The organism is Pseudoalteromonas xiamenensis, assembly GCF_017638925.1.
Classification (GTDB): Bacteria; Pseudomonadota; Gammaproteobacteria; order Enterobacterales; family Alteromonadaceae; genus Pseudoalteromonas; species Pseudoalteromonas xiamenensis.
This window is the reverse complement of the sequence record NZ_CP072133.1, coordinates 1,048,619-1,066,566: the sequence shown is the minus strand read 5'-3', so window position 1 is coordinate 1,066,566 and position 17,948 is coordinate 1,048,619. Positions and strand designations below refer to the sequence as shown.

The window sequence follows — 17,948 nt, the reverse complement described above, 5'->3', positions numbered from 1 at the left end:
GTAAAGTACCTAAGTTTGATTTACAAAATGGTAAATCAAACTTCGTTGCCTACATTGATATCCTTCATCACTCGTGGAGAAAATAATGAGAAGCCTCAAGCAAGGAATGAAAAGTTTCAATATTACCTGTAGCTGTAAAGATCCGATCAAATGTCTCGAACACATGTTCGTTGATATGGTGCAGAAAAAACGAGTGGCTGCTGGACAATGTCCAGTGCGTCGACCTGTATTTTTGAGGACGCATGGCATCATGAAAGGGGAAATCGAAATCCATGAGAAAGTAAGTGATGACTTAAAACAAGGTATGTTTGCTCATGCAGGAAAGCACCCTGTTTACGTGCGTTACTCTTCCGACCTGTCGGATGGGCGTCCTGATTGGAAAAGCACCATTGGTTTGGGGATAAAACTGTTTGGTATCAAAGGGGAGAAGGAAGTATCGGACGATGGCGCAGAGGTCGCTGATTTAATCTTGCAGAATGTGCCTTTCTTCTTTGTGGACAATGCATCTGATTTTTGTAACTTCACCAAAGCGGGGTTTGAAGGGTGGAGCGATCAATGGGTACAAGAAAACTCACCGAAAACAAACATCCTATTAGATAAAATGGCCAAGCCTATTCGTTCAGTATTCGAAACCTCGGTGTGGAGCGTCGTGCCATTTAAACTGGGCAAAGACAATTACTGCAAATACATCGTCAGACCGGGAAAATCGACGTTCTCTGGCGAAGTAGACATCAATGATCCTGACTTTTTAGGTAAAGATTTGGCTGCGCGAATGAAAGCAGGTAACGCAACATTAAACCTCTATATTCAAAGACGCCCAACGACAAAAGAATTTGAACAAGCCTATATTGATAAACACTTCCCGCTCGATAAGGCGATGACAGTTTGGGACGAAGACGTTGCTAAACCTGAACTGATCGCGACTATCTCATTACCTAAGCAAGATATAATGCAACCTGAGCAAGAGATTTATGGGGATTGGCTCGATTTCAATATTGGCAGAGTGCCAAAGCTAAACGCGCCCGCGCCACAAAGTTCGATTGCATTGGCCCGTATGAAGGTTTATGCCGCTGCTGCAAAATATCGCCATGATCAAAATGGTCAACCAAATGAGCAGCCTAAGCAACCCGGTAAACCAATAATTAAAAACCCAACTTGTCCGTTACCAAATCAACCTAAATCAGGACCGGCTCCTAAAAAGCTGACCAAAGAACAAATTGATCGGATAACGTCTGTGCGGATCCATCCGGGAATTGGTGTCGCCCGCGTTGGTGACAGTAAAAGCGACTACTATGTTGGGCCGGAAGTGACTGAGCCAAAATTGGTTCATTTTGGCAGCACTCGAGATGATAGTGGCGCAATTAAGCGCCAAGCAGCGCGATTTAGGGTGTATGGATACGATGCAAATGGTGATGTGGTTGCCGAAATTCAGCAAAGTGAAAATTCAACGATAGAGTGGTCAGTGCATGTCGCAAATCGCAAGGCGCAGTGGTATGAATTTCAATCAGCCTTAGATTTACCACAAACAGCCGGTGTTACAGTTGCACTGCGCAATCCAGAGGTAACTGGAGCTGCGCGAGGTGCATTAGCGATTGACCCCGGACCTTGTAAAATTCAAGGCTTGAATATGAATGATTCGAGCTACAGCATGGTCGGTAATTTCCAGGGCACGCAGGTTTACCTTGGCGAATTGAGGACGGACTCAGTCGGTCGTTTGTTGGTATTGCCGGGCTTTGGTAAATCGGCTAGTCCTGCCAATAAGCCTGTGTATAGACCCGAAGTGCCCACGAGCTTCAATAATGCTGCGGGTTGGTATGATGACATTGCTGACGGACTCGTTCATGCAAAAGTTGTATTAGAAGACAAAGTGTTTAGCGCAGATCCGGCATGGGTGGCTTCAGCACCGCCTAATTATGGCCAAAATCTTGTGGGTTGGCGCACCATGGATGACTTGATGCGCGCTGTTTGGACGGACTGTGGCATGTTGCAGTTGCCTAAGCGCGTGGAGTTTCAGCGTGATGTGTTACCCGTGCTGGCACGCTTAAATGAATTACAATGGGTAAACAAAGGGTTTTTCGCAAGCTTCGGCGCGGGGTCGCCATTTGATTTCTCCGATGTTGAGCTTCTTAAGAAACTCTCTATTGCGCCATTAAGTAGCCTCTATCCAGACCCTTATGCGGAGCTTCGTCGTACTGTTTATCATAATTTCCGAGGTACTGACAGCGTGGTTATATCAGATGGTACAAACGGAAAAGCAGTGAATAGTCAAATTAGTCAATGGCCGATGATGTATGGTGATCTATACGGTGAAACGGTTGGCGCAGGTGAAAATGCAGCATCGACTTATTTAACTTTACCTCCCTATTTTGACTACGTACTCACGTGTTGGGTTAACGGAAACTTTGTCAGTGACTTCAACCCAGAGGCGAAGAATTGTGATGATATAGAACAGGTGCCGCTGCAAGAGCAACCGGATATGCTTGATAGGGCAAATATGCATTTCTGTTTAGCCGATGCCTTCCACCCGGGCTGTGAGTCTCACTTGGCCAATGCGTCATGCTTCAATATACCGTGCGCCGTATCGGATCCGTGAACGTGCAGAAGGTAAGGCACAGCCGAGCTATGGCAGTATGCTAGACCAAAATAAAGTACTTGCCGTAGGGGGTCCTCTGTATGAACAAGGACCGGGTGATTTAACGCGTTGGATGGCCTTGCCATGGCAAGGGGATACAGCATTTTGTCGCTCAGGCTACGATTCAGATTACGACCCATTCATGCCGACCTATTGGCCTGCACGAGTACCGAATAACGTTTTGACCTTGTCGGACTACAATATTTTGGCTGATAAGAAGCAACCCATGGAACTTAGGATTGCGGCATTCAGAAATCGACCAAGTTGGTTCCGCCAGTTACCTTCAGGCGCCGTTGATGCTATGGATTACATGGTGGCACATTTTAATGAAATGGGCATTTTGGAAGCTAAAGACAGACCTGATGATTTAGATTGGCTACCCGAGAAATTGTGGGTAGAAAATCTGACTGCCACGAAACAAGCAGAGCTGGATGAAGCGTACAAAATCTTCCAGAAAAATTACGCCAAATTGGGTCCGAGTGATAAAGCGCTGCAAGAGGCGGGTTGGTTTAATGAGGAGCAACGTGATGAGTTTGCGACGATTGTTAAAAGCTAACCTGCCAATAGGGAGCGTCGTTTGAAGTTCGATTGTGTGATAGCAGGTGCAGGCCCTTCGGCCTGTGCTTGCGCCCTGATTTTACGCCAAGCAGGATTATCCGTGTGTCTTGTTGCGCCAGAAAGTGAGGTTGAAAGTGAGTTTTCAGTTGGGGAATCGTTACCTGGTGCGGCAATCGCGCTACTCAATCGGATGGGTATTCGGTGTTTAAGTGACATCCTATCTCCATTACAAGTCAGTGCTTGTACGGGCAATGCATCTTCATGGGGCAGTAATATTTGGCACAGAAACGATGCCGTGCAAAATCCACAAGGTGGTGGATGGCATATTGACCGAACGGCATTTAACCGTGCGTTAATTAACTATGTAGAACAGTCGGGCGTGATGAGGTTCAAATCTAAACTCGCGAATGCAATGTTCGATTCAAGCTGGAAAATAAGTTTGGAAAATACCACTGCTGTTTTAGACAGCCGCTTTTTGCTTGATGCAACTGGCCGAGCATCCGTTGTGAGTCGTCTTGTTGGTTTTAAAAAGCAATATATTGATTCGCAAACGGCAGTTGTTGCATGGTTGGAATCGGCAAAGGATGACAAAGAGCAATTAACGCGTATCAAGGCCGTTCACGATGGCTGGTGGTACAGTGCGCGATTACCCATTCTGTCTAAAAATGGCTTGCCAGTTCGTGTTGTCGCTAAATTTTCGCTACCAAAAACGGCAAAGCAAACGAATCATGAGGCGCAGTTTTTAGACGAATTGAATGAAAGCAATTTGCTTCCAGTGCGGTGGCATGGAAAGCAAATGTTGGCGCCGTTGCAATTAAAAGACGCAAGCGTGAGTCGACTTGTTCAATTTAGTGATGCCCAAAAAGGTTTTCTTGCTATCGGTGATGCGGTATTAAGCTTTGATCCACTTTCATCGCAAGGGATGTTTTTTGCGCTGTACAGCGGGGTAAAAGCGGCTGAAAATGTACTTTTCAATCACGATAAACTGAACAATGATTTTACCGACTACGATCGGACGATAGAGTCCGTTTTTCATGCAAATCAGAAGTCTAGAAAGTTGTATTACGCCAGCGAACATCGTTTTGCTGATAGCGCATTTTGGCGCACTAAATTTGCCTAGCGCTATCGACGTTGAAACTTACAAATGAGAGAGCACTTCAGAAATATCAGGCCAGTATTTTGAATAGTAAGGGGGAATAGCAACAGCTAGAATATACTGTTTTTGTTCCTAATTTTCCCGCCAGTAAGAAGTGCATACAAGCGCATGGAAAAGCTAATGCCTTGAACAGCATCCCAATGCTCGACAAGACGCCCATTTTCCACTCGCCATGTATCCATAATATTAAATCCTTCCGTCTCAATGCCTCGATGTTTGGCTTTTAACGTTACATGTGAATGCAATACTACGTGGTCGCCATCAACCAAAATGTGTTTAATGTCGTAACTGAATTCAGGTGCATTATTTACAAGACGGCTCACGGCTTCAATAACGCCTTCAATGCCATCCGCGATGTTTCGGTTGTGTTGTGTGTACTGTTGGCCACGATACAGTTCACGAATACCATTGAAATCGTGATCATTCATGATGCGCTGTACAAACTCAACGGCGAGTTTAGCGTTATTTAAATCGTTTTCTGACCAGTGTAGTTTTGTCAGCTTGTTCATATTGATTTTAGGTCCGTGCATAGGAATGGCCTCACTAATTAAATTTAACTTTCAAAATGCAAGTTAAATTATTTGCTTGCAAAGTGCAAGTTAAATATACTTTTCATCATTCTTGTGAGAGGTGCTTATGACTAGACGTTCGGATTGTCCAATTTCAAATGTATTGGATTTGGTGGGAGATAAATGGAGCTTATTGATCCTACGCGATCTTTTGTTTTTTAATAAAAAATCATACTCAGATTTGCAAAATTCAGACGAAAAAGTGGCATCCAATATTTTGTCGAATCGATTGGAAAAATTAGAGCAAGAGGGTCTTATCGCTAAACAGCAAGATGAAAAAGATAAACGGAAAAAAATCTACACACTGACGGAAAAAGGCGTGGATATGTTGCCAATTTTATTGGATATGATTCTTTGGAGCGCGAAATACAGCCCTGATACGAACATTCCTGTGACGTTGGTTAATAGAGCACGTGACGATAGGGATGGGTTACTTGAAGAATTACGAAATCGAGTTGCGTTTTAATCGATGTGCGATGAATTTTCATTCGCAAATTTACTTATCGGTCTAGAAGGTTTGAACGATGAGTGTTGTGCGGAATCATTCGTAACGAGCAGATAAAAGAGGGTCTGTGTAATCGAAAACATCGGATGCTAAGATGTAAACAGCCCTCCAGTCACTGGCTTGAGTATTAGTCTTTCATTGTGCAGCAGTCAGAAGCTTGTGAGTTGCCGCCAGAGGCTTTTGCACCCGCAATTTGTTTTGTTGCAGCGGCTTTAATAAGCTGTGCATCCGTCAATTTTTTCATTTCTTTCTTTTTTAGTGTAAACAACATTGTTATCTCCTTTTTTAAATATGAAGTGTTAATCTCCATCTAATTTTACGTTACACAAAGGAAGTAAAAGGTTCACTATTCAATAGGTTATTTAACATTATCAATTCCTTATCTTTTACAGAGTAATTAGCACGGAGGAGAGCTAAGGCCGTCCTTGACGAAGGTTCATGTGGGGAAGTGCAGTTTGAACGTAAAGTGCGATTGTTTTAAGTCCCTTAAATTCATACAATTAGGTATTATACTTGCGAATTATAAAAGGAAATTTATGCTGCGAAGAGCAATGATGTTTGTCATTCTCGGTGGCTTTCTAGCCTACTGCTTGGGACAATCCCCCAACAACGAATCGATATCTAATCACGTTTTCCTCGTGAATTTTATCTACACCATGTTCATTCCTTTTATCTCGACATGGTTTGTGTTGAAATCTGCGAAATCAGAATTTAATTACAAGGTTAAAATTCAACCCTACTTACACGATTCACTTTTGTTGCTTATCGGCTTGAATGCAATAAATGAAATGCTGATACCTGCACAGGAAAATATTCGCTTAGACTTGTTTCTTGTTATCCCATGTATAGTGGTACAGATTTTGGTTGTATTGGTTGCTCAATTAGATTTGATAACTAAGCATCAAAACAAGAACGATGCTTAGTTTCAGTAAGCTAATACGTCATACCAAGAGTTCGGCAGGAACAGAGACTAAATTAAATCGTTCTGATATTTCCTCAAAAAGCGTACTACAAAGCTTGTCGTAATGTACATTTTCAACGTAGCGGCCACTTGTTGAGGAAGTAATAAATTGGGCGATACCTCTTTCATTGAGACAATTGTTGCCAACACTCAAAGCGATAACGATAGTATTCGTTTCCAATAGGTTATTTACAGCGGTTTCTTTGTTATAGGTCCAGCCTTCGTATACTCTAGTTTCATGCGCACCATGATCACCGTACCACGCAACAATTCTGAGCGCACCAGGTCTCCATCGTGCAGCACCGTAGTTTTATACGGATAATGGAATTACTTGTCCCTCGAGAGTATCGCCGCCTCCGGAAGCAGTTACTCGAGCTAAATTATGAACGAGAGAACTTACGTCCGTGTTTATCGTTTGAATAAAATCAAATGGCTTTGAGTCACCGGTATCTCTATAAATACCGAGTCCGTACGCAAGATTGACCCTTGGGTTACACTTACAATAACTTTAAACATAGCTCTTGATTTCGGTTTTTACGCCGTCAATCGCATTTTGCATGCTGCCCGTAGCATCCATTAGAAAGTACACATCAACTAACATTTCACTTTTCATTTTCAAATTCCTTTGATGTTGAATAGGGTTGAAATGTAAATCTAGAATTGATGTATGGAGCAATCCATTACAACGTATTACATACAGTGAAAAGGCGACATAAGCATAACGACATAAATGCGGTAAGGGGTATTAAGTACAGCAACGTCGGTATTGAACGTAGGTATTTCTTAAACAAGATCAAAGTTGTGGGTCAATTTGCGAGTAAAATGGACGAAAAGACGTTATTTTTGTTCGAAACATTCGTCTTGTAAAAGTTGCAAAATGCTCAGGGAATGCTGTAATTTTAAGGGGAAGGAGGGGATATGCACACATCAATTAAAAACTTGTCTATTGTATTAGCAATCGCGTCAATGCCTTTGGCCGCGAATGTAACTGATTTATCAGGCAATGAAGCGAAGTTTTCGTTTGAAGGTGCGGTTGAACCTGCCTGTAAAACGAGCAGTGGCACGAATACGGTCACTGGATTGACGCTAGACGCCTCTCAAAAAACGCAAGATATCGGCACTTTAGACGTCTGGTGCAATACTGGCGAGAATGCGACAACGGAGTACAGCTCTGCCAATGGTGGGTTTCTTGTCGCGGATAATGCTCAAGGCAGTAAGCTTGCGTATACGTTGAACATAGGTGACACATCAGGAATCGACTTGCAAAGTGGTACGTACAAGCACGTTAAGGCTACTGTCGCGGGTTCCGGTATTGCTGGCGAAACGAAAGCGACATCATTAAAAATTACCCCTCAGTCTAATGGCCTTAATGAAGCGGGCACCTATTCTGACACTATCACAGTAACAATTAGCGCCAATTAGAGTTGTTTTTAGAGAAGGGCTTTCATAGCCCTTTCAATTAAAACATACCGTTAGAATGAGCCATTTGGGCAGGAATTTCTTGAATGACGTCCCAATGTTCGACAATTTTGTTGTTTTCTATTCTGAATAAGTCATAAAACGCTTGGGGTTTGTTGTTCCATCGCCCCTCACTTTGAGTTAGTACAAAGTTTCCTTCTCCAAAGATGTGATGCACTTTTTGATATTCAAAAAGAAAAACGCTAGTCATGCGATGGCTAGCGTTTGTGGGGTTACAGGCAATAAAGATTAGCCATAAACTCCATTGCCTTAAATCTAAATTAGTTAGGGCTTACTGTAACAGTGATTGTATCTGAGTAAGTACCCGCATCATTCAAACCGTTTGAAAGAGGTTTGATTTTTAATGCTGTCGCTTTTGTATCACCCGAAATACCTGTGCCTGCAAGTGTAGCTGTATGTGAATATTTTCCAGTTTGAAGATTGATGTCTGAGATACCATCAACAGTTAGCGTGTACGCAATTTTGCTGCTTTGTGCATTGTCAGCAACTAAGAAACCACCGTTTGCAGACGTGTATTCTGTTGTTGCGTTTTTACCCGTGTTACACCAAACGTCCAATGTACCGATGTCTTGAACTTGTTGTGATGCGTCTAATACCAAGTTTGTTACGCTGTTTGTTGTACCGCTGCTTGTTTTACACATAGGGTCAATTTTGCCAGCAAATGAGAATTTTGCTTCAGACGCTGAAGTGCTTGTAACGTTTGCAGCGTTTGCCGCAGCAGATGTAATTGCAGTTGCTACAAGTAGAGTTTTAAGTAATGTGTTCATGGCTTTTCCCCTTGAATAAGTACAGCTTTGTATTTATTTGTATTTAATGAGTTAGGTTTGATTACCTAGATGAAATACATAAAGCAAAGGGTGTGCCAACTTCTAAAAAATATATTGTGTTAATTTCTGTTTTAAACGAATTTAATATTTAAGTTGTTTAAAATTAATGGTTTATCTTGGGTAGACGGTCAGCGATAAATTGTCTCGGTAAATACCCGCAGGTTTCATTTCAGTATTGCCTAAAATAAATTCAAAGCCGTACCACGTATTTCTGACACCAGGATAAAAGTTGTAGCTCCGCATTAGACGCTCAGATGACGAAATTTTGACGTTATCGAAGCCAATAGTGTAATCAATTAAAGATTGCGTGTCGGATTCATGACGCAAACCATTGAATTCTGAATCCAAAACAACGTCGTATGAACTATTGCTGAGTATTTTGATACCCCAGTAGAAGCGCATGTTTGATTTTAAGTCGCCGAGATCGATTTGATACAGTCCGTTACTACCCGACACTTTACCTTGGCTGGAATTATCAAGCGAAATGGCGATTTGGGGTTCAGAGTAGTAAGTGACATCTAAGTACTGTTCATCAATTACTTTGCTTTTGCGTAGTAGTGTTACTTTTACACTGCCTGTGTAATTTCCTGCAGGGAATAAGCTGTAGTGCCTCAATCGAATCCATAGTTGCGTTGTGCGACTGTTAAGCGGCATGCTCCAAATCCCATTGCGAGGGGATAAGGTATTGAATTGCTCATCGAGAAGTTTGCCGTATTTGTCTTCGGTCGGGCCTGAGAATACAAGGGAATAGTAGTACACATCTTCCACCCAAATTTCATCTGCACAACTGACTAATGAATCCGGCACTTGGATTTTTAAGGGTAAGTAAACGGTCGCGCGATTGTTGTACTCTTCAATCACTTCAGATGAGACTCGACGACACTAATATGTTGCCTTTACACGGTTTTGCAACGGCATTGTTGATTAGCAGCAAGTAACCCAATACAAGTAAAACCAGATTCCTTAATTTCATTTGTTTGAGTTTCCTTTTAAGTTAGTTTGCTTGAGCGTGATACGACCTACTTTTACAAAGCGCTTTTCAGAGTCATAAATCTGGAAGTTGCCTTTTGCACTTCCGACTTCGATTAGATAGTCGCCGGCACTAATGCCTTCCACAACAAATCGGCCTGCACGATTAGTGAAAATTGGCCAGCTCATTACAGGAGTATTATCGTCAGGGCTTACTTTTATGACTTGTCCACGTTTCATTGCAAAGGGTATGCCTTGTTCGTCCTGTAGCGCACCTATCGCGGTGAAAGAGAGATCAGAGCCTATTTGGATATAGTGACCAGTCGCCGCGCCGCCTGTCAGGGTGTAAGTGCCTGAATTTCAATCATATCCCAGCGGAGCATCGGGTACATCAACATTGAATTGAGTTGCGGCATAGCCCGTACCAAGGTTTATTAACGCGCCTACTTGTGTTGAAGGAGTTGTTTGCGCTCGACCCAATCTATCAACGTTGACGGCGACTTCTGTATCGTTAAGCGTTTTGTGTTTCGAAATGACAGCAAAAGGAGCGGTTGTGGTTGATCCCATACCGACATGCCCGTCAGCAATACCGACGCTTGTTGATAAATTGATGCTTGCACTGCTGTCGGCATATTGATGAAGACGCGTGTAATTATTCGCGGTTACGTCCGTTCTAAAAAAAGCACCGGTGTAACTGGCTTTGACTTGTTCTTGCCGAAAATCACTGCCTCTTTCCGAGCGAAGTTCATAGCCATAATCATGTACAAAGTTGTTGTTGGTTCTTTCGAAACTTGCACTGCCGACTTTCGTGCGATTATCGTACTGAGTCTCTAGTTCGCGTATTGGTCTCTCGGTTAAACCCATTCCAGACGATATTTAGTACAAATTGATTATCTGAAATGAGGCGCGTGTCTTCGCTGTTATTGTGGTTATAACCGAATCTGACGCGAAAACCATCATAGCGGACGTTAAACTCTGCCGTAACGTTTTTACTAACTTGGTGATCACTGTCCGTTGAACGTGACGCATTTAAGTTGAAATCCATCGTGTCACTTATGACGTAGCTATAATCAAAATAGGCACGTCTGGTATTGTTGATTGTGTTGAGGTCGAGCCACGGCGTATTCGTAAAATCATCTTTAAGTTCATAGCCTAAACGCAAGTTTGGTGAACCAAAGTTGCCACTGCCAAAGACGCTGTGTTCAGTTTCTATTGAATAAGCGTACCCAGATACTTGAGGTGCTTTACTTCGTGAGTAACGCAGAGATAGATTACCAAGTGGCGTGTTGAGCGAGGTTGTCGAACCAACAACGTGCCCTAAATCGTGGACCGCACCATTAAGACCAACCGTTATCGTATCAGTCAAACCATATTCGTAACTACCTGATAACAAAGCTTCATCGTCATAATGATAGTGGCCATTATCTAAAGACGAAACAAAGCCTAAAACGAGTGAATAGTCACTAAGTCCTTTTGCGAGCAACCGAGAATTGTAGTGCGTTGTGAAATGGAATGCTTGTGTTTCGCCGTTGGCATAGGTCGCAATCAGGTGAATATTATTAACGCCGGAAGTCAGCGGCAAGTCGCTGAGATTGTAACGTCCAGCTTGCAGTCTCAATCGAGATATCAAAAACTCGTTGATAAACACTTCAACGGTAGCGCCACGAGGCAGCACAAATTGTTGATTGTTGCTAGGCGAGACCCTGCGCTGAGGTTGTAACTTCGAATAAGCTTTTTCGATGCCAAGACCCGCAAGTTGAATTTCAGCCAAGTGCCCCGTGCTGTTTACTTGCGTATCACCGAGAGTCATTCGCAGAGGCTTTTCAGGCATATCATAAAACAGGGAGGTATCGCCTCGATAAACGTGGCTTTCCTCGCTGGTGCCGCTTTCCCAAAAGACTGAGCTTTGAAAATTGAGTCTCGTTGCCACCACCCACATTGCCGTTTATTAGCCATTCAAATTGTGAATGGTGATTTTGATTATTGTTACTGCGCTCATGGCTTAAATTGAGGTTATTTAACATTGCCCAATAGGCTTCCCCTTTGGGAATTTCAAAATGTTTTTCGCGGCCATAAGATAGACTGTCGGTGGCCATCGCGGATTCACTCAAAGTCATTTCGATAGTAAGATCTTGTGGCTGCATCACAAGCGTAATGCCATGAGCTTTGAATTCATCCGGGGTGATCGCTTCATCTTCGCGACTTGCCAGCCAAGCTAAGACTTCGGTACTCAACACGGATTGCAAATTTTGTCTAAATTCACGAGCACTGACAGAGGCAAGCTCAAAACCATCGACGGCTGCAGAAATTTGCCCCACTTCGGCAACATTTAGCCGCACGGGAAAATCCATGTAATAAACTGTCGCGGCACTTTGTGCCGCACAGGTAACCAACAGGGTATAGAAGGCAGGTTTGCATAACCAAGGCCAAGTCTTGGAGCCTTTGTTCAACATCGTTAAATGATTACTTCTTATTAGACAAATTGACTATCGTGACCGTTTTGGTTGGTTTATCTTTCAATAAGGTTTTTAAGTCAACGCTCATCGAATGATTGGGCATGATAAAGCGACCAGATGTCACAGCCTGAAAATCGGCCCAATTTATGACAGTATTTTCTTGATGAAAGCGATATTCAAACTGAGCTAAATCTAGAACACGTTCTCCGTCATTACGGATGGTCAGTTTACATTCGTCCAGTTTTTCACAATTCAGTGTGTTCGTGAGCTGCGCTTGCACGCCGTCAGGACTCACAAAAACCAGTGTTGCAAAGTTATAAACCATTTTTACACCGGACTGCTCATTTTCACTAGGTAAAGGAAGCTGTTTAAACACGATGCGGTAAGATTCCGTCTTCTTCAGCTCTGGTGACCCTAAATATTTAGCACGAAACACTTGATAACCATTGGCTGGCACTTCAATTTGTGGAGGCAAAACAATGAAGTCTTCTTCAGCACTGACCAAGACTTCTTTTTGGTTTTCATCAAAGGTACGCTTAAAGACTTCCACTTCGATGGGGAGCGTACTTTCGCTCGGATTTTGCAGTCGGTAGGTGACTAACGATTTTTTTCCATGAGAAGCAAGATCAACGATCATTGGTTGAACTTGATAAGCAATTGCAGGTGCGGATAACCACACGAAAAGTAAAAACAGTTTACGCATCTGACTTCCAACTCCGAAAACGTGACTTACCATTTGCTAAACACGGTGCGCACCTTCAACGTTATCAAAAACGTAGAACGTGTCCGTCATCAGCAAGCGAACAACCAAAAGAATTGGCTTCAAAAACGGTATTATACCGCTTTGAGAAAATTCGTCAGTTTTTTAATCACTTTGTTAATAAAATCGAGATATTCAGAAGCCGAAATGAACCGCCCGAACAGGCTAACGTGGCGGTTTAGAAAGAGGCAAAGTTACCATAAAGCGCGCGCCGCCTAATTGCTCACTTGGCTCGACATTCACTTCACCCTGCAACCAGTGCGTAATCCGTTCAACTAGTGCCAGCCCAATGCCAAATCCTTCCTTACTTGCTGTTGTTTGCTGCGCTAAACGAACAAATGGTTTGAATATTTTTTCTGAATCACTTGTCGCAATTCCAGTACCGTCGTCTTCGACACTTACCAAGACGGCAGAATTCGCTTGGCTAAGCGTTACACGGACCTTTTCGTTGCAATGTTTCAGTGCATTGGTCACGAGGTTGCTGAACAACAAGCTGAGGTAATTTTCATGACCGACAATCGAATGTTCGTCCCCCTCTATAAACAGCGACAAGCGTGGGTCATTGGCCTTCGTGCAAAGTTGCCTAAGTACGGCTTGCACATTGACGAGCGATTTTTCAGTATCATTAAGTGAGTGTTGCAACCGGGCAAATTTGAGTAACGCATTTATGAGCGCTTCCATGTCATCTAAATTTTGATTGATGCGTAGCTCGTATTTGGTGCGCAGTGATTCGTCTTCAGTATCACAAAGCGTATCTAACCCCATTCGGATCCGCGCCAGTGGTGTACGTAACTCGTGTGACAAACCACCAGACAGCAAGCGCATGTCTTGCATGAGATTTTCAATGCGTTCGGCCATTAGGTTAAACGTTTGTTCTATATCTTTAAGATACCAAAGCGATCCTACGGTCAAACGCGTAGTCAGTTTGCCTTCACCAAAGGCCATTGCTGCTGAACGTAGGCGATAAATTCGCAGCAAAAACGGCGTTAAAAATATCAACAATAAACACAGTAAAGCCCCATAAAAACCGATAGTAAGCAATAAGGGAAGAGTATCTGATTCGTTGCCGATTTTTTGTGTAATAAGAAGCACCGTTTTTGGGTCGATGAACGCATAGGCTGTAAGCCCATCATTCGATTCTAAAAATACCGCGCCAGCAGACTTCAATTGGTCAAGTAAGGCGACGGGTAATGGGTAGTCTTTGAGCGATTGTATTTCATAACGAACAGTGGAGGTCGTTGAACTGAGTGCCAGCCATTTAGGAAGTGTGTCTACAGCAACCCCAGATGCTAACGCACTCTGGATGAGGTTTACTTGACTCATCAACTGCTGTTGTTCTGTACTTAATCGTTGTTCTGATTGACGTGTGGCCAGTGCATCAAAAAGTTGACCAACGAATATGCTACCCATCACAACGAGGAGGAGTAACGCCAGAGTAAAGCGCCACATTAGCGGGCAATCTCAGGGGCAAGTAAATAGCCCTTACCCCAAATCGTCTTGATTTTGTAAGGCTCAGCTGCATCGTCCATGAGTTTTTTTCTTAACCGCGAAATCCGCAAATCGATAGTTCTATCAAAGCCGTCATACTCAAAGCCACGTAGTTGCTGACTTAAAGATTCTCGACTGACAACATTGCCGGCATGTTGTGCAAGTATCCATAAGACATCAAACTCATTGGTCGATAATTTCAAATGAATGCCACCAAGTTCAGCCGTGCGAGCAGACTTACATATAGCTAACTCACCTAGAGTAAAAACATCTTGTTCGATGCACACTGTTTGGCTTGGGTTTATGCGTCTTAACAGCGATTTGATGCGGGTTTCAAGCAATCGACCGCGAACCGGTTTGGTGAGGTAGTCATCCGCGCCCATTTCCAGCCCTAAAATCTCGTCAATTTCCTCGTCTCGAGCCGTTAACATAATGATTGGGACTTGAGAGTGCAACCGTATTAGTTTACAGATGTCGAGGCCATCCATTGAAGGTAACATACCGTCGAGGATAACGAGATCAGGAATACTTCGACGCGACGCTTCGTAGGCTTGCTTTCCATCGTGATACACGGTGACATGATATTGTTTTGCACGTAAGTATTCGGCAATCCAACAAGCCAGTTCTTGATCATCTTCTACTAATACGATTGAAGTCATTGGCTCTCCATTAGAACATGCGCCACCGCATGGCTTTGCTGTTATTTTTTTTATGTACCCATGCATAGCGAATGGTGTGTGTATGCAGCGTTTGTTGGTGGAGTGACGTAAGACGTATCTCCATATTGTCGGTGATAGTCAAGGCTTGCTGCCAAGTGCCTTGGTCAACATTATGCCAGCATTTAAGTTTTTGCTGGTCTGCATAAAGGCAATAATCCGACGTAGACGGCATATTCCAAACGACATCTAAATCCAAATAGCATGTATCACCTTGTTTTAAAGCAGTACATTGTTTTGGTGAAACAACCAGATTGACGGTGTGTTCGGTTGTTTCAGCAAGACTTGGATTAGTCAGTATCGCCGCATAGGTTAATAGGAGTAATTGAAGGATGTTTTTCATCTTTTACTCCTAAAACACGTAGTTGATAGACAGGTTAAACAGGCTGCCTTGGTCGCTTCGACCCTCATTGAATTTGAGAATGTTCTGCGAATAAGGACTATCGACAATGCTTGACGCATAGTGGGTGTAACTAAAAAAGCCTTCTATAAGCCAATGTTCATCGAGCGGTTTTTTGACGCCCAATTTATAGAGGTAATTAAATCCACCAGTTGCTTGAAATGGCTCTGTAACTTGCGCGGACTCTGGAACGCCATAATAATAATCGAGTATGGCATCATTGCGGTACTGCGCGCCAATAGACGAGTACAGAGTCCAATTGTTAATGTTCCAGCTTTTTGCAAGCCATGCAGCGGCGTAAACCCCACCACTGTAATCCATTTTATTGCTGTTTGTGCCCACCACAAACATCGCGTCTAAGTCTGCAATTGTGCCCATGGCGCGTAGACCAAAATAGGGCGACGCTTCTTTACTGAACCCATCTTGCTGTGCGTTGTATTTGATTTCTCCATGTGCCATCGAAAGCAGCGCGTCAAATTCCCAGTTGCCGAGATTAGCGATGTTGTATCCCAATGCAAATTGACTTTCAAATTTGTCGGACAACCCTGGAAACTCGAGTAAAAAGCCGTTTTCAAAGTAATAGGCCCCGTGAACATTGCCTTTTAGTTTAATTCCTGAAGATTGATATAGGCCTTGTTGATTTTGAACCGCAATGCCGACAGATAAGTAACCGCCAGCATCTCGTTTGTTTGTAAACGCATCCACCCAATTAGCCGAATTTTGGGTTTCGTTCGCGGCGCTAAGTGCGCTAAAAAAAAAGAAAAGTGTGAATATAAACGTTTTCATTGCAATTTCTTATGATAGTTAATTTGCCGTTATCCTATTTCGGTTGATGGAGTTTAACCGTAACAGTCAGTCTATGAGTGTATCAATGTGTATCACCTAAAACCAATCAAAAGCAGTAGGTTAGAAACACAAGGTGATATTGATACAAAGAGATACATATCGTTAAAAGGCGATACAGCTTGCTGTTTTGTGCCGCGCTAAGTTAGTGACATCAAAACTAATTTGGATGTCAAAATGAAATTAAAATTTAAACACGTGCTACCGACACTAACGACCTGTTTTCTGTCACTCGCGCTCACAGCATGCGGCTCGAAAGGCAGCGAAACGCCAGAGCCTCAAACTGAGCCTTCCACGCCTTTCGATTATCAAGCATTAATTGAGAATGCGGTACTCGGCGAGTTGCCCGGTGTAGTCCTATACATTGATTCTCCACAACTGCATTTTTACAGTGCTGCGGGGATAGCCGATCAGGAAGAAAATGCACCTATGCAAATAGATGCTCGCATTCCAAATGGTAGTGCTGGGAAAAAGCTAACCGCTTTGTTAGCCGGAATGCTTGCACAGGAGCAGAGACTCGATTTGGATAAACCGATAACAGCGTATCTTGCGCCGGACATTACCGATCACATTCCCAATGCATCTATCATGACAACAAGGCAAATGCTTCAACACACTGCTGGGCTATTCGATTATTTAAATGATTCTAATGGCGCATTTTATGACGCAGTTATTGAGGATCCTGACAGCATTAAAATGGATGAATTTGCACTGCAATTTGCATTGGACAAACCAGCGCATTTTACGCCTAGTCAGGGCTGGCGATACTCAAATACAGGTTATATTTTGAGTGGTCTTATTTTAGATAAGGTACTTGGCGCGCATCATTCAGGCGCAATGCGTTCGATGATTATCGAGCCATTAGGGCTGACGAGTATGAGCTATGGTGGTGTGGAACAAAATCTAGGCTCCATTACTTCCGGCTACTTTAAAAATGAAGATGGTATGCTGAACACTCGGCCGTTTTATCAAAACATTGGTGTGGCCGATGCCCCTGTAGTCGGCAATGCGAAAGACATGGCAGATTTACTCAAAATAATAGTTGAGGGAGCGCTCTTGAGTGAGTCAACACATCAATTCCTGATGGCTGATGATCACTTTATCCCAACGGGGATCAATGGACTGCAATACAGTGCTGGACTTTTTAAAGAGATGATTAACGGTAAGCATGTTATACATCATGGTGGTTCTGAATTGGGTTATGCGACCTATAATTTTTACGTTGTCGAAAGCAAAACGACGGTTGCGATGCTAGTGAATTGCAACGGTTACAAAGCCTGTGATGATGCGCACGATGCGTTATACCAAAAGGTGGTCAATGAATTGACAAAGTAAGCCAACGTGAGAAGAAAGTGAGGAATGACATAATTCCTCATTTTCGTTTTGCCTACTTCATTGATAAACGCCCACCTGATGACGCAACGAGTCAAGCGATTGTCGTCATATCGAGTTCCTAAAACGTGCGTCTACGTTATCTGAAAATTACACAAATGAAATTTTGAAACGTCTGCTTGGACATAAAGCGATGCCTCATTTTTCCTTGAATTTACCTCGATTTTTCTTTTCCTATCAAAAATTTTTCCAGTAGCCTGTAATAAGTTGCGCGCAGAGGTCACTAATAAGAACAAA

General features: G+C 43.0%; 21 protein-coding genes. 7 read left to right on the top strand and 14 right to left on the bottom strand.

Going from position 1 to position 17,948, the window contains the following annotated elements; genetic code table 11:
• The first annotated feature begins 85 nt into the window (after nucleotides 1-85).
• From J5O05_RS05235 to J5O05_RS05225, 3 genes are read left to right on the top strand one after another with little or no spacing between them, the layout of a single operon-like run.
• The gene (locus tag J5O05_RS05235; protein WP_208843902.1) at nucleotides 86-2,593 is read left to right on the top strand and encodes a LodA/GoxA family CTQ-dependent oxidase; all 2,508 of its coding nucleotides are present in this window, start codon (nucleotides 86-88) and stop codon (nucleotides 2,591-2,593) included.
• Nucleotides 2,550-3,188 carry a LodA/GoxA family CTQ-dependent oxidase gene (locus tag J5O05_RS05230; RefSeq protein ID WP_208843901.1) on the top strand — a complete coding sequence of 213 codons (639 nt, stop codon included), beginning with the start codon at nucleotides 2,550-2,552 and terminating at the stop codon, nucleotides 3,186-3,188. The genes J5O05_RS05235 and J5O05_RS05230 overlap by 44 nt, the downstream gene beginning before the upstream one ends.
• Nucleotides 3,189-3,209: 21 nt before the next feature.
• Nucleotides 3,210-4,310, top strand: a complete 1,101-nt coding sequence (locus J5O05_RS05225; protein WP_208843900.1) for an NAD(P)/FAD-dependent oxidoreductase — start codon at nucleotides 3,210-3,212, stop codon at nucleotides 4,308-4,310.
• Between the two features lie 86 nt (nucleotides 4,311-4,396).
• Here J5O05_RS05225 and J5O05_RS05220 read toward each other — a convergent pair whose 3' ends face one another.
• On the bottom strand, nucleotides 4,397-4,876 hold the full coding sequence (locus J5O05_RS05220) for a nuclear transport factor 2 family protein (RefSeq protein ID WP_208843899.1): 480 nt from the start codon (nucleotides 4,874-4,876) through the stop codon (nucleotides 4,397-4,399).
• Between the two features lie 106 nt (nucleotides 4,877-4,982).
• Here J5O05_RS05220 and J5O05_RS05215 point away from each other — a divergent pair, with 106 nt between their 5' ends.
• Entirely contained in the window at nucleotides 4,983-5,381 is a 399-nt protein-coding gene (locus J5O05_RS05215) for a winged helix-turn-helix transcriptional regulator (protein WP_208843898.1), read from the top strand.
• 166 nt (nucleotides 5,382-5,547) lie between these two features.
• Here J5O05_RS05215 and J5O05_RS05210 read toward each other — a convergent pair whose 3' ends face one another.
• Nucleotides 5,548-5,691, bottom strand: coding sequence for a hypothetical protein (locus tag J5O05_RS05210; RefSeq protein ID WP_208843897.1), 144 nt, complete (start codon nucleotides 5,689-5,691; stop codon nucleotides 5,548-5,550).
• 265 nt (nucleotides 5,692-5,956) lie between these two features.
• Here J5O05_RS05210 and J5O05_RS05205 point away from each other — a divergent pair, with 265 nt between their 5' ends.
• On the top strand, nucleotides 5,957-6,343 hold the full coding sequence (locus tag J5O05_RS05205; RefSeq protein WP_208843896.1) for a hypothetical protein: 387 nt from the start codon (nucleotides 5,957-5,959) through the stop codon (nucleotides 6,341-6,343).
• A gap of 956 nt (nucleotides 6,344-7,299) precedes the next feature.
• On the top strand, nucleotides 7,300-7,803 hold the full coding sequence (locus J5O05_RS05200) for a hypothetical protein (RefSeq protein WP_208843895.1): 504 nt from the start codon (nucleotides 7,300-7,302) through the stop codon (nucleotides 7,801-7,803).
• A 37-nt stretch (nucleotides 7,804-7,840) separates the two neighbouring features.
• On the opposite strand, the gene J5O05_RS05195 is transcribed toward J5O05_RS05200, so the two are convergent.
• From J5O05_RS05195 to J5O05_RS05155, 12 genes are all read right to left on the bottom strand, one after another.
• Entirely contained in the window at nucleotides 7,841-8,050 is a 210-nt protein-coding gene (locus J5O05_RS05195) for a nuclear transport factor 2 family protein (RefSeq protein ID WP_208843894.1), read from the bottom strand.
• Nucleotides 8,051-8,120: 70 nt separating this feature from the next.
• On the bottom strand, nucleotides 8,121-8,627 hold the full coding sequence (locus tag J5O05_RS05190; RefSeq protein WP_208843893.1) for a hypothetical protein: 507 nt from the start codon (nucleotides 8,625-8,627) through the stop codon (nucleotides 8,121-8,123).
• 171 nt (nucleotides 8,628-8,798) lie between these two features.
• On the bottom strand, nucleotides 8,799-9,548 hold the full coding sequence (locus tag J5O05_RS05185) for a hypothetical protein (RefSeq protein ID WP_244369840.1): 750 nt from the start codon (nucleotides 9,546-9,548) through the stop codon (nucleotides 8,799-8,801).
• 108 nt (nucleotides 9,549-9,656) lie between these two features.
• Nucleotides 9,657-9,896: a hypothetical protein gene (locus J5O05_RS21680; RefSeq protein WP_244369838.1), complete on the bottom strand. Its 240-nt coding sequence runs from the start codon at nucleotides 9,894-9,896 to the stop codon at nucleotides 9,657-9,659.
• Nucleotides 9,897-10,016: 120 nt separating this feature from the next.
• A complete protein-coding gene (locus J5O05_RS21675; protein ID WP_244369836.1) occupies nucleotides 10,017-10,520 on the bottom strand; it encodes a hypothetical protein in 504 nt (167 codons plus the stop codon).
• Nucleotides 10,471-11,595: a fimbria/pilus outer membrane usher protein gene (locus J5O05_RS21670; protein WP_244369834.1), complete on the bottom strand. Its 1,125-nt coding sequence runs from the start codon at nucleotides 11,593-11,595 to the stop codon at nucleotides 10,471-10,473. Before J5O05_RS21670 ends, J5O05_RS21675 begins: the two co-directional genes overlap by 50 nt.
• Nucleotides 11,489-12,109 carry a hypothetical protein gene (locus J5O05_RS21665; RefSeq protein WP_244369826.1) on the bottom strand — a complete coding sequence of 207 codons (621 nt, stop codon included), beginning with the start codon at nucleotides 12,107-12,109 and terminating at the stop codon, nucleotides 11,489-11,491. The genes J5O05_RS21670 and J5O05_RS21665 overlap by 107 nt, the downstream gene beginning before the upstream one ends.
• Nucleotides 12,110-12,119: 10 nt before the next feature.
• Complete coding sequence (locus tag J5O05_RS05175; protein ID WP_208843892.1) at nucleotides 12,120-12,815, bottom strand: fimbrial biogenesis chaperone; 696 nt, start codon at nucleotides 12,813-12,815, stop codon at nucleotides 12,120-12,122.
• A 222-nt stretch (nucleotides 12,816-13,037) separates the two neighbouring features.
• Nucleotides 13,038-14,321 (bottom strand): sensor histidine kinase, encoded by a 1,284-nt coding sequence (locus J5O05_RS05170; RefSeq protein WP_208843891.1) that lies wholly within the window; start codon nucleotides 14,319-14,321, stop codon nucleotides 13,038-13,040.
• Nucleotides 14,321-15,019, bottom strand: coding sequence for a response regulator (locus tag J5O05_RS05165; RefSeq protein ID WP_208843890.1), 699 nt, complete (start codon nucleotides 15,017-15,019; stop codon nucleotides 14,321-14,323). Before J5O05_RS05165 ends, J5O05_RS05170 begins: the two co-directional genes overlap by 1 nt.
• Nucleotides 15,020-15,029: 10 nt before the next feature.
• The gene (locus tag J5O05_RS05160; RefSeq protein WP_208843889.1) at nucleotides 15,030-15,419 is read right to left on the bottom strand and encodes a DUF3019 domain-containing protein; all 390 of its coding nucleotides are present in this window, start codon (nucleotides 15,417-15,419) and stop codon (nucleotides 15,030-15,032) included.
• A gap of 9 nt (nucleotides 15,420-15,428) precedes the next feature.
• The gene (locus tag J5O05_RS05155; RefSeq protein ID WP_208843888.1) at nucleotides 15,429-16,262 is read right to left on the bottom strand and encodes a MipA/OmpV family protein; all 834 of its coding nucleotides are present in this window, start codon (nucleotides 16,260-16,262) and stop codon (nucleotides 15,429-15,431) included.
• Between the two features lie 234 nt (nucleotides 16,263-16,496).
• On the opposite strand from J5O05_RS05155, the gene J5O05_RS05150 reads away from it, so the two are divergent.
• A complete protein-coding gene (locus tag J5O05_RS05150; RefSeq protein WP_208843887.1) occupies nucleotides 16,497-17,654 on the top strand; it encodes a serine hydrolase domain-containing protein in 1,158 nt (385 codons plus the stop codon).
• The last annotated feature ends 294 nt before the right edge of the window (nucleotides 17,655-17,948 follow it).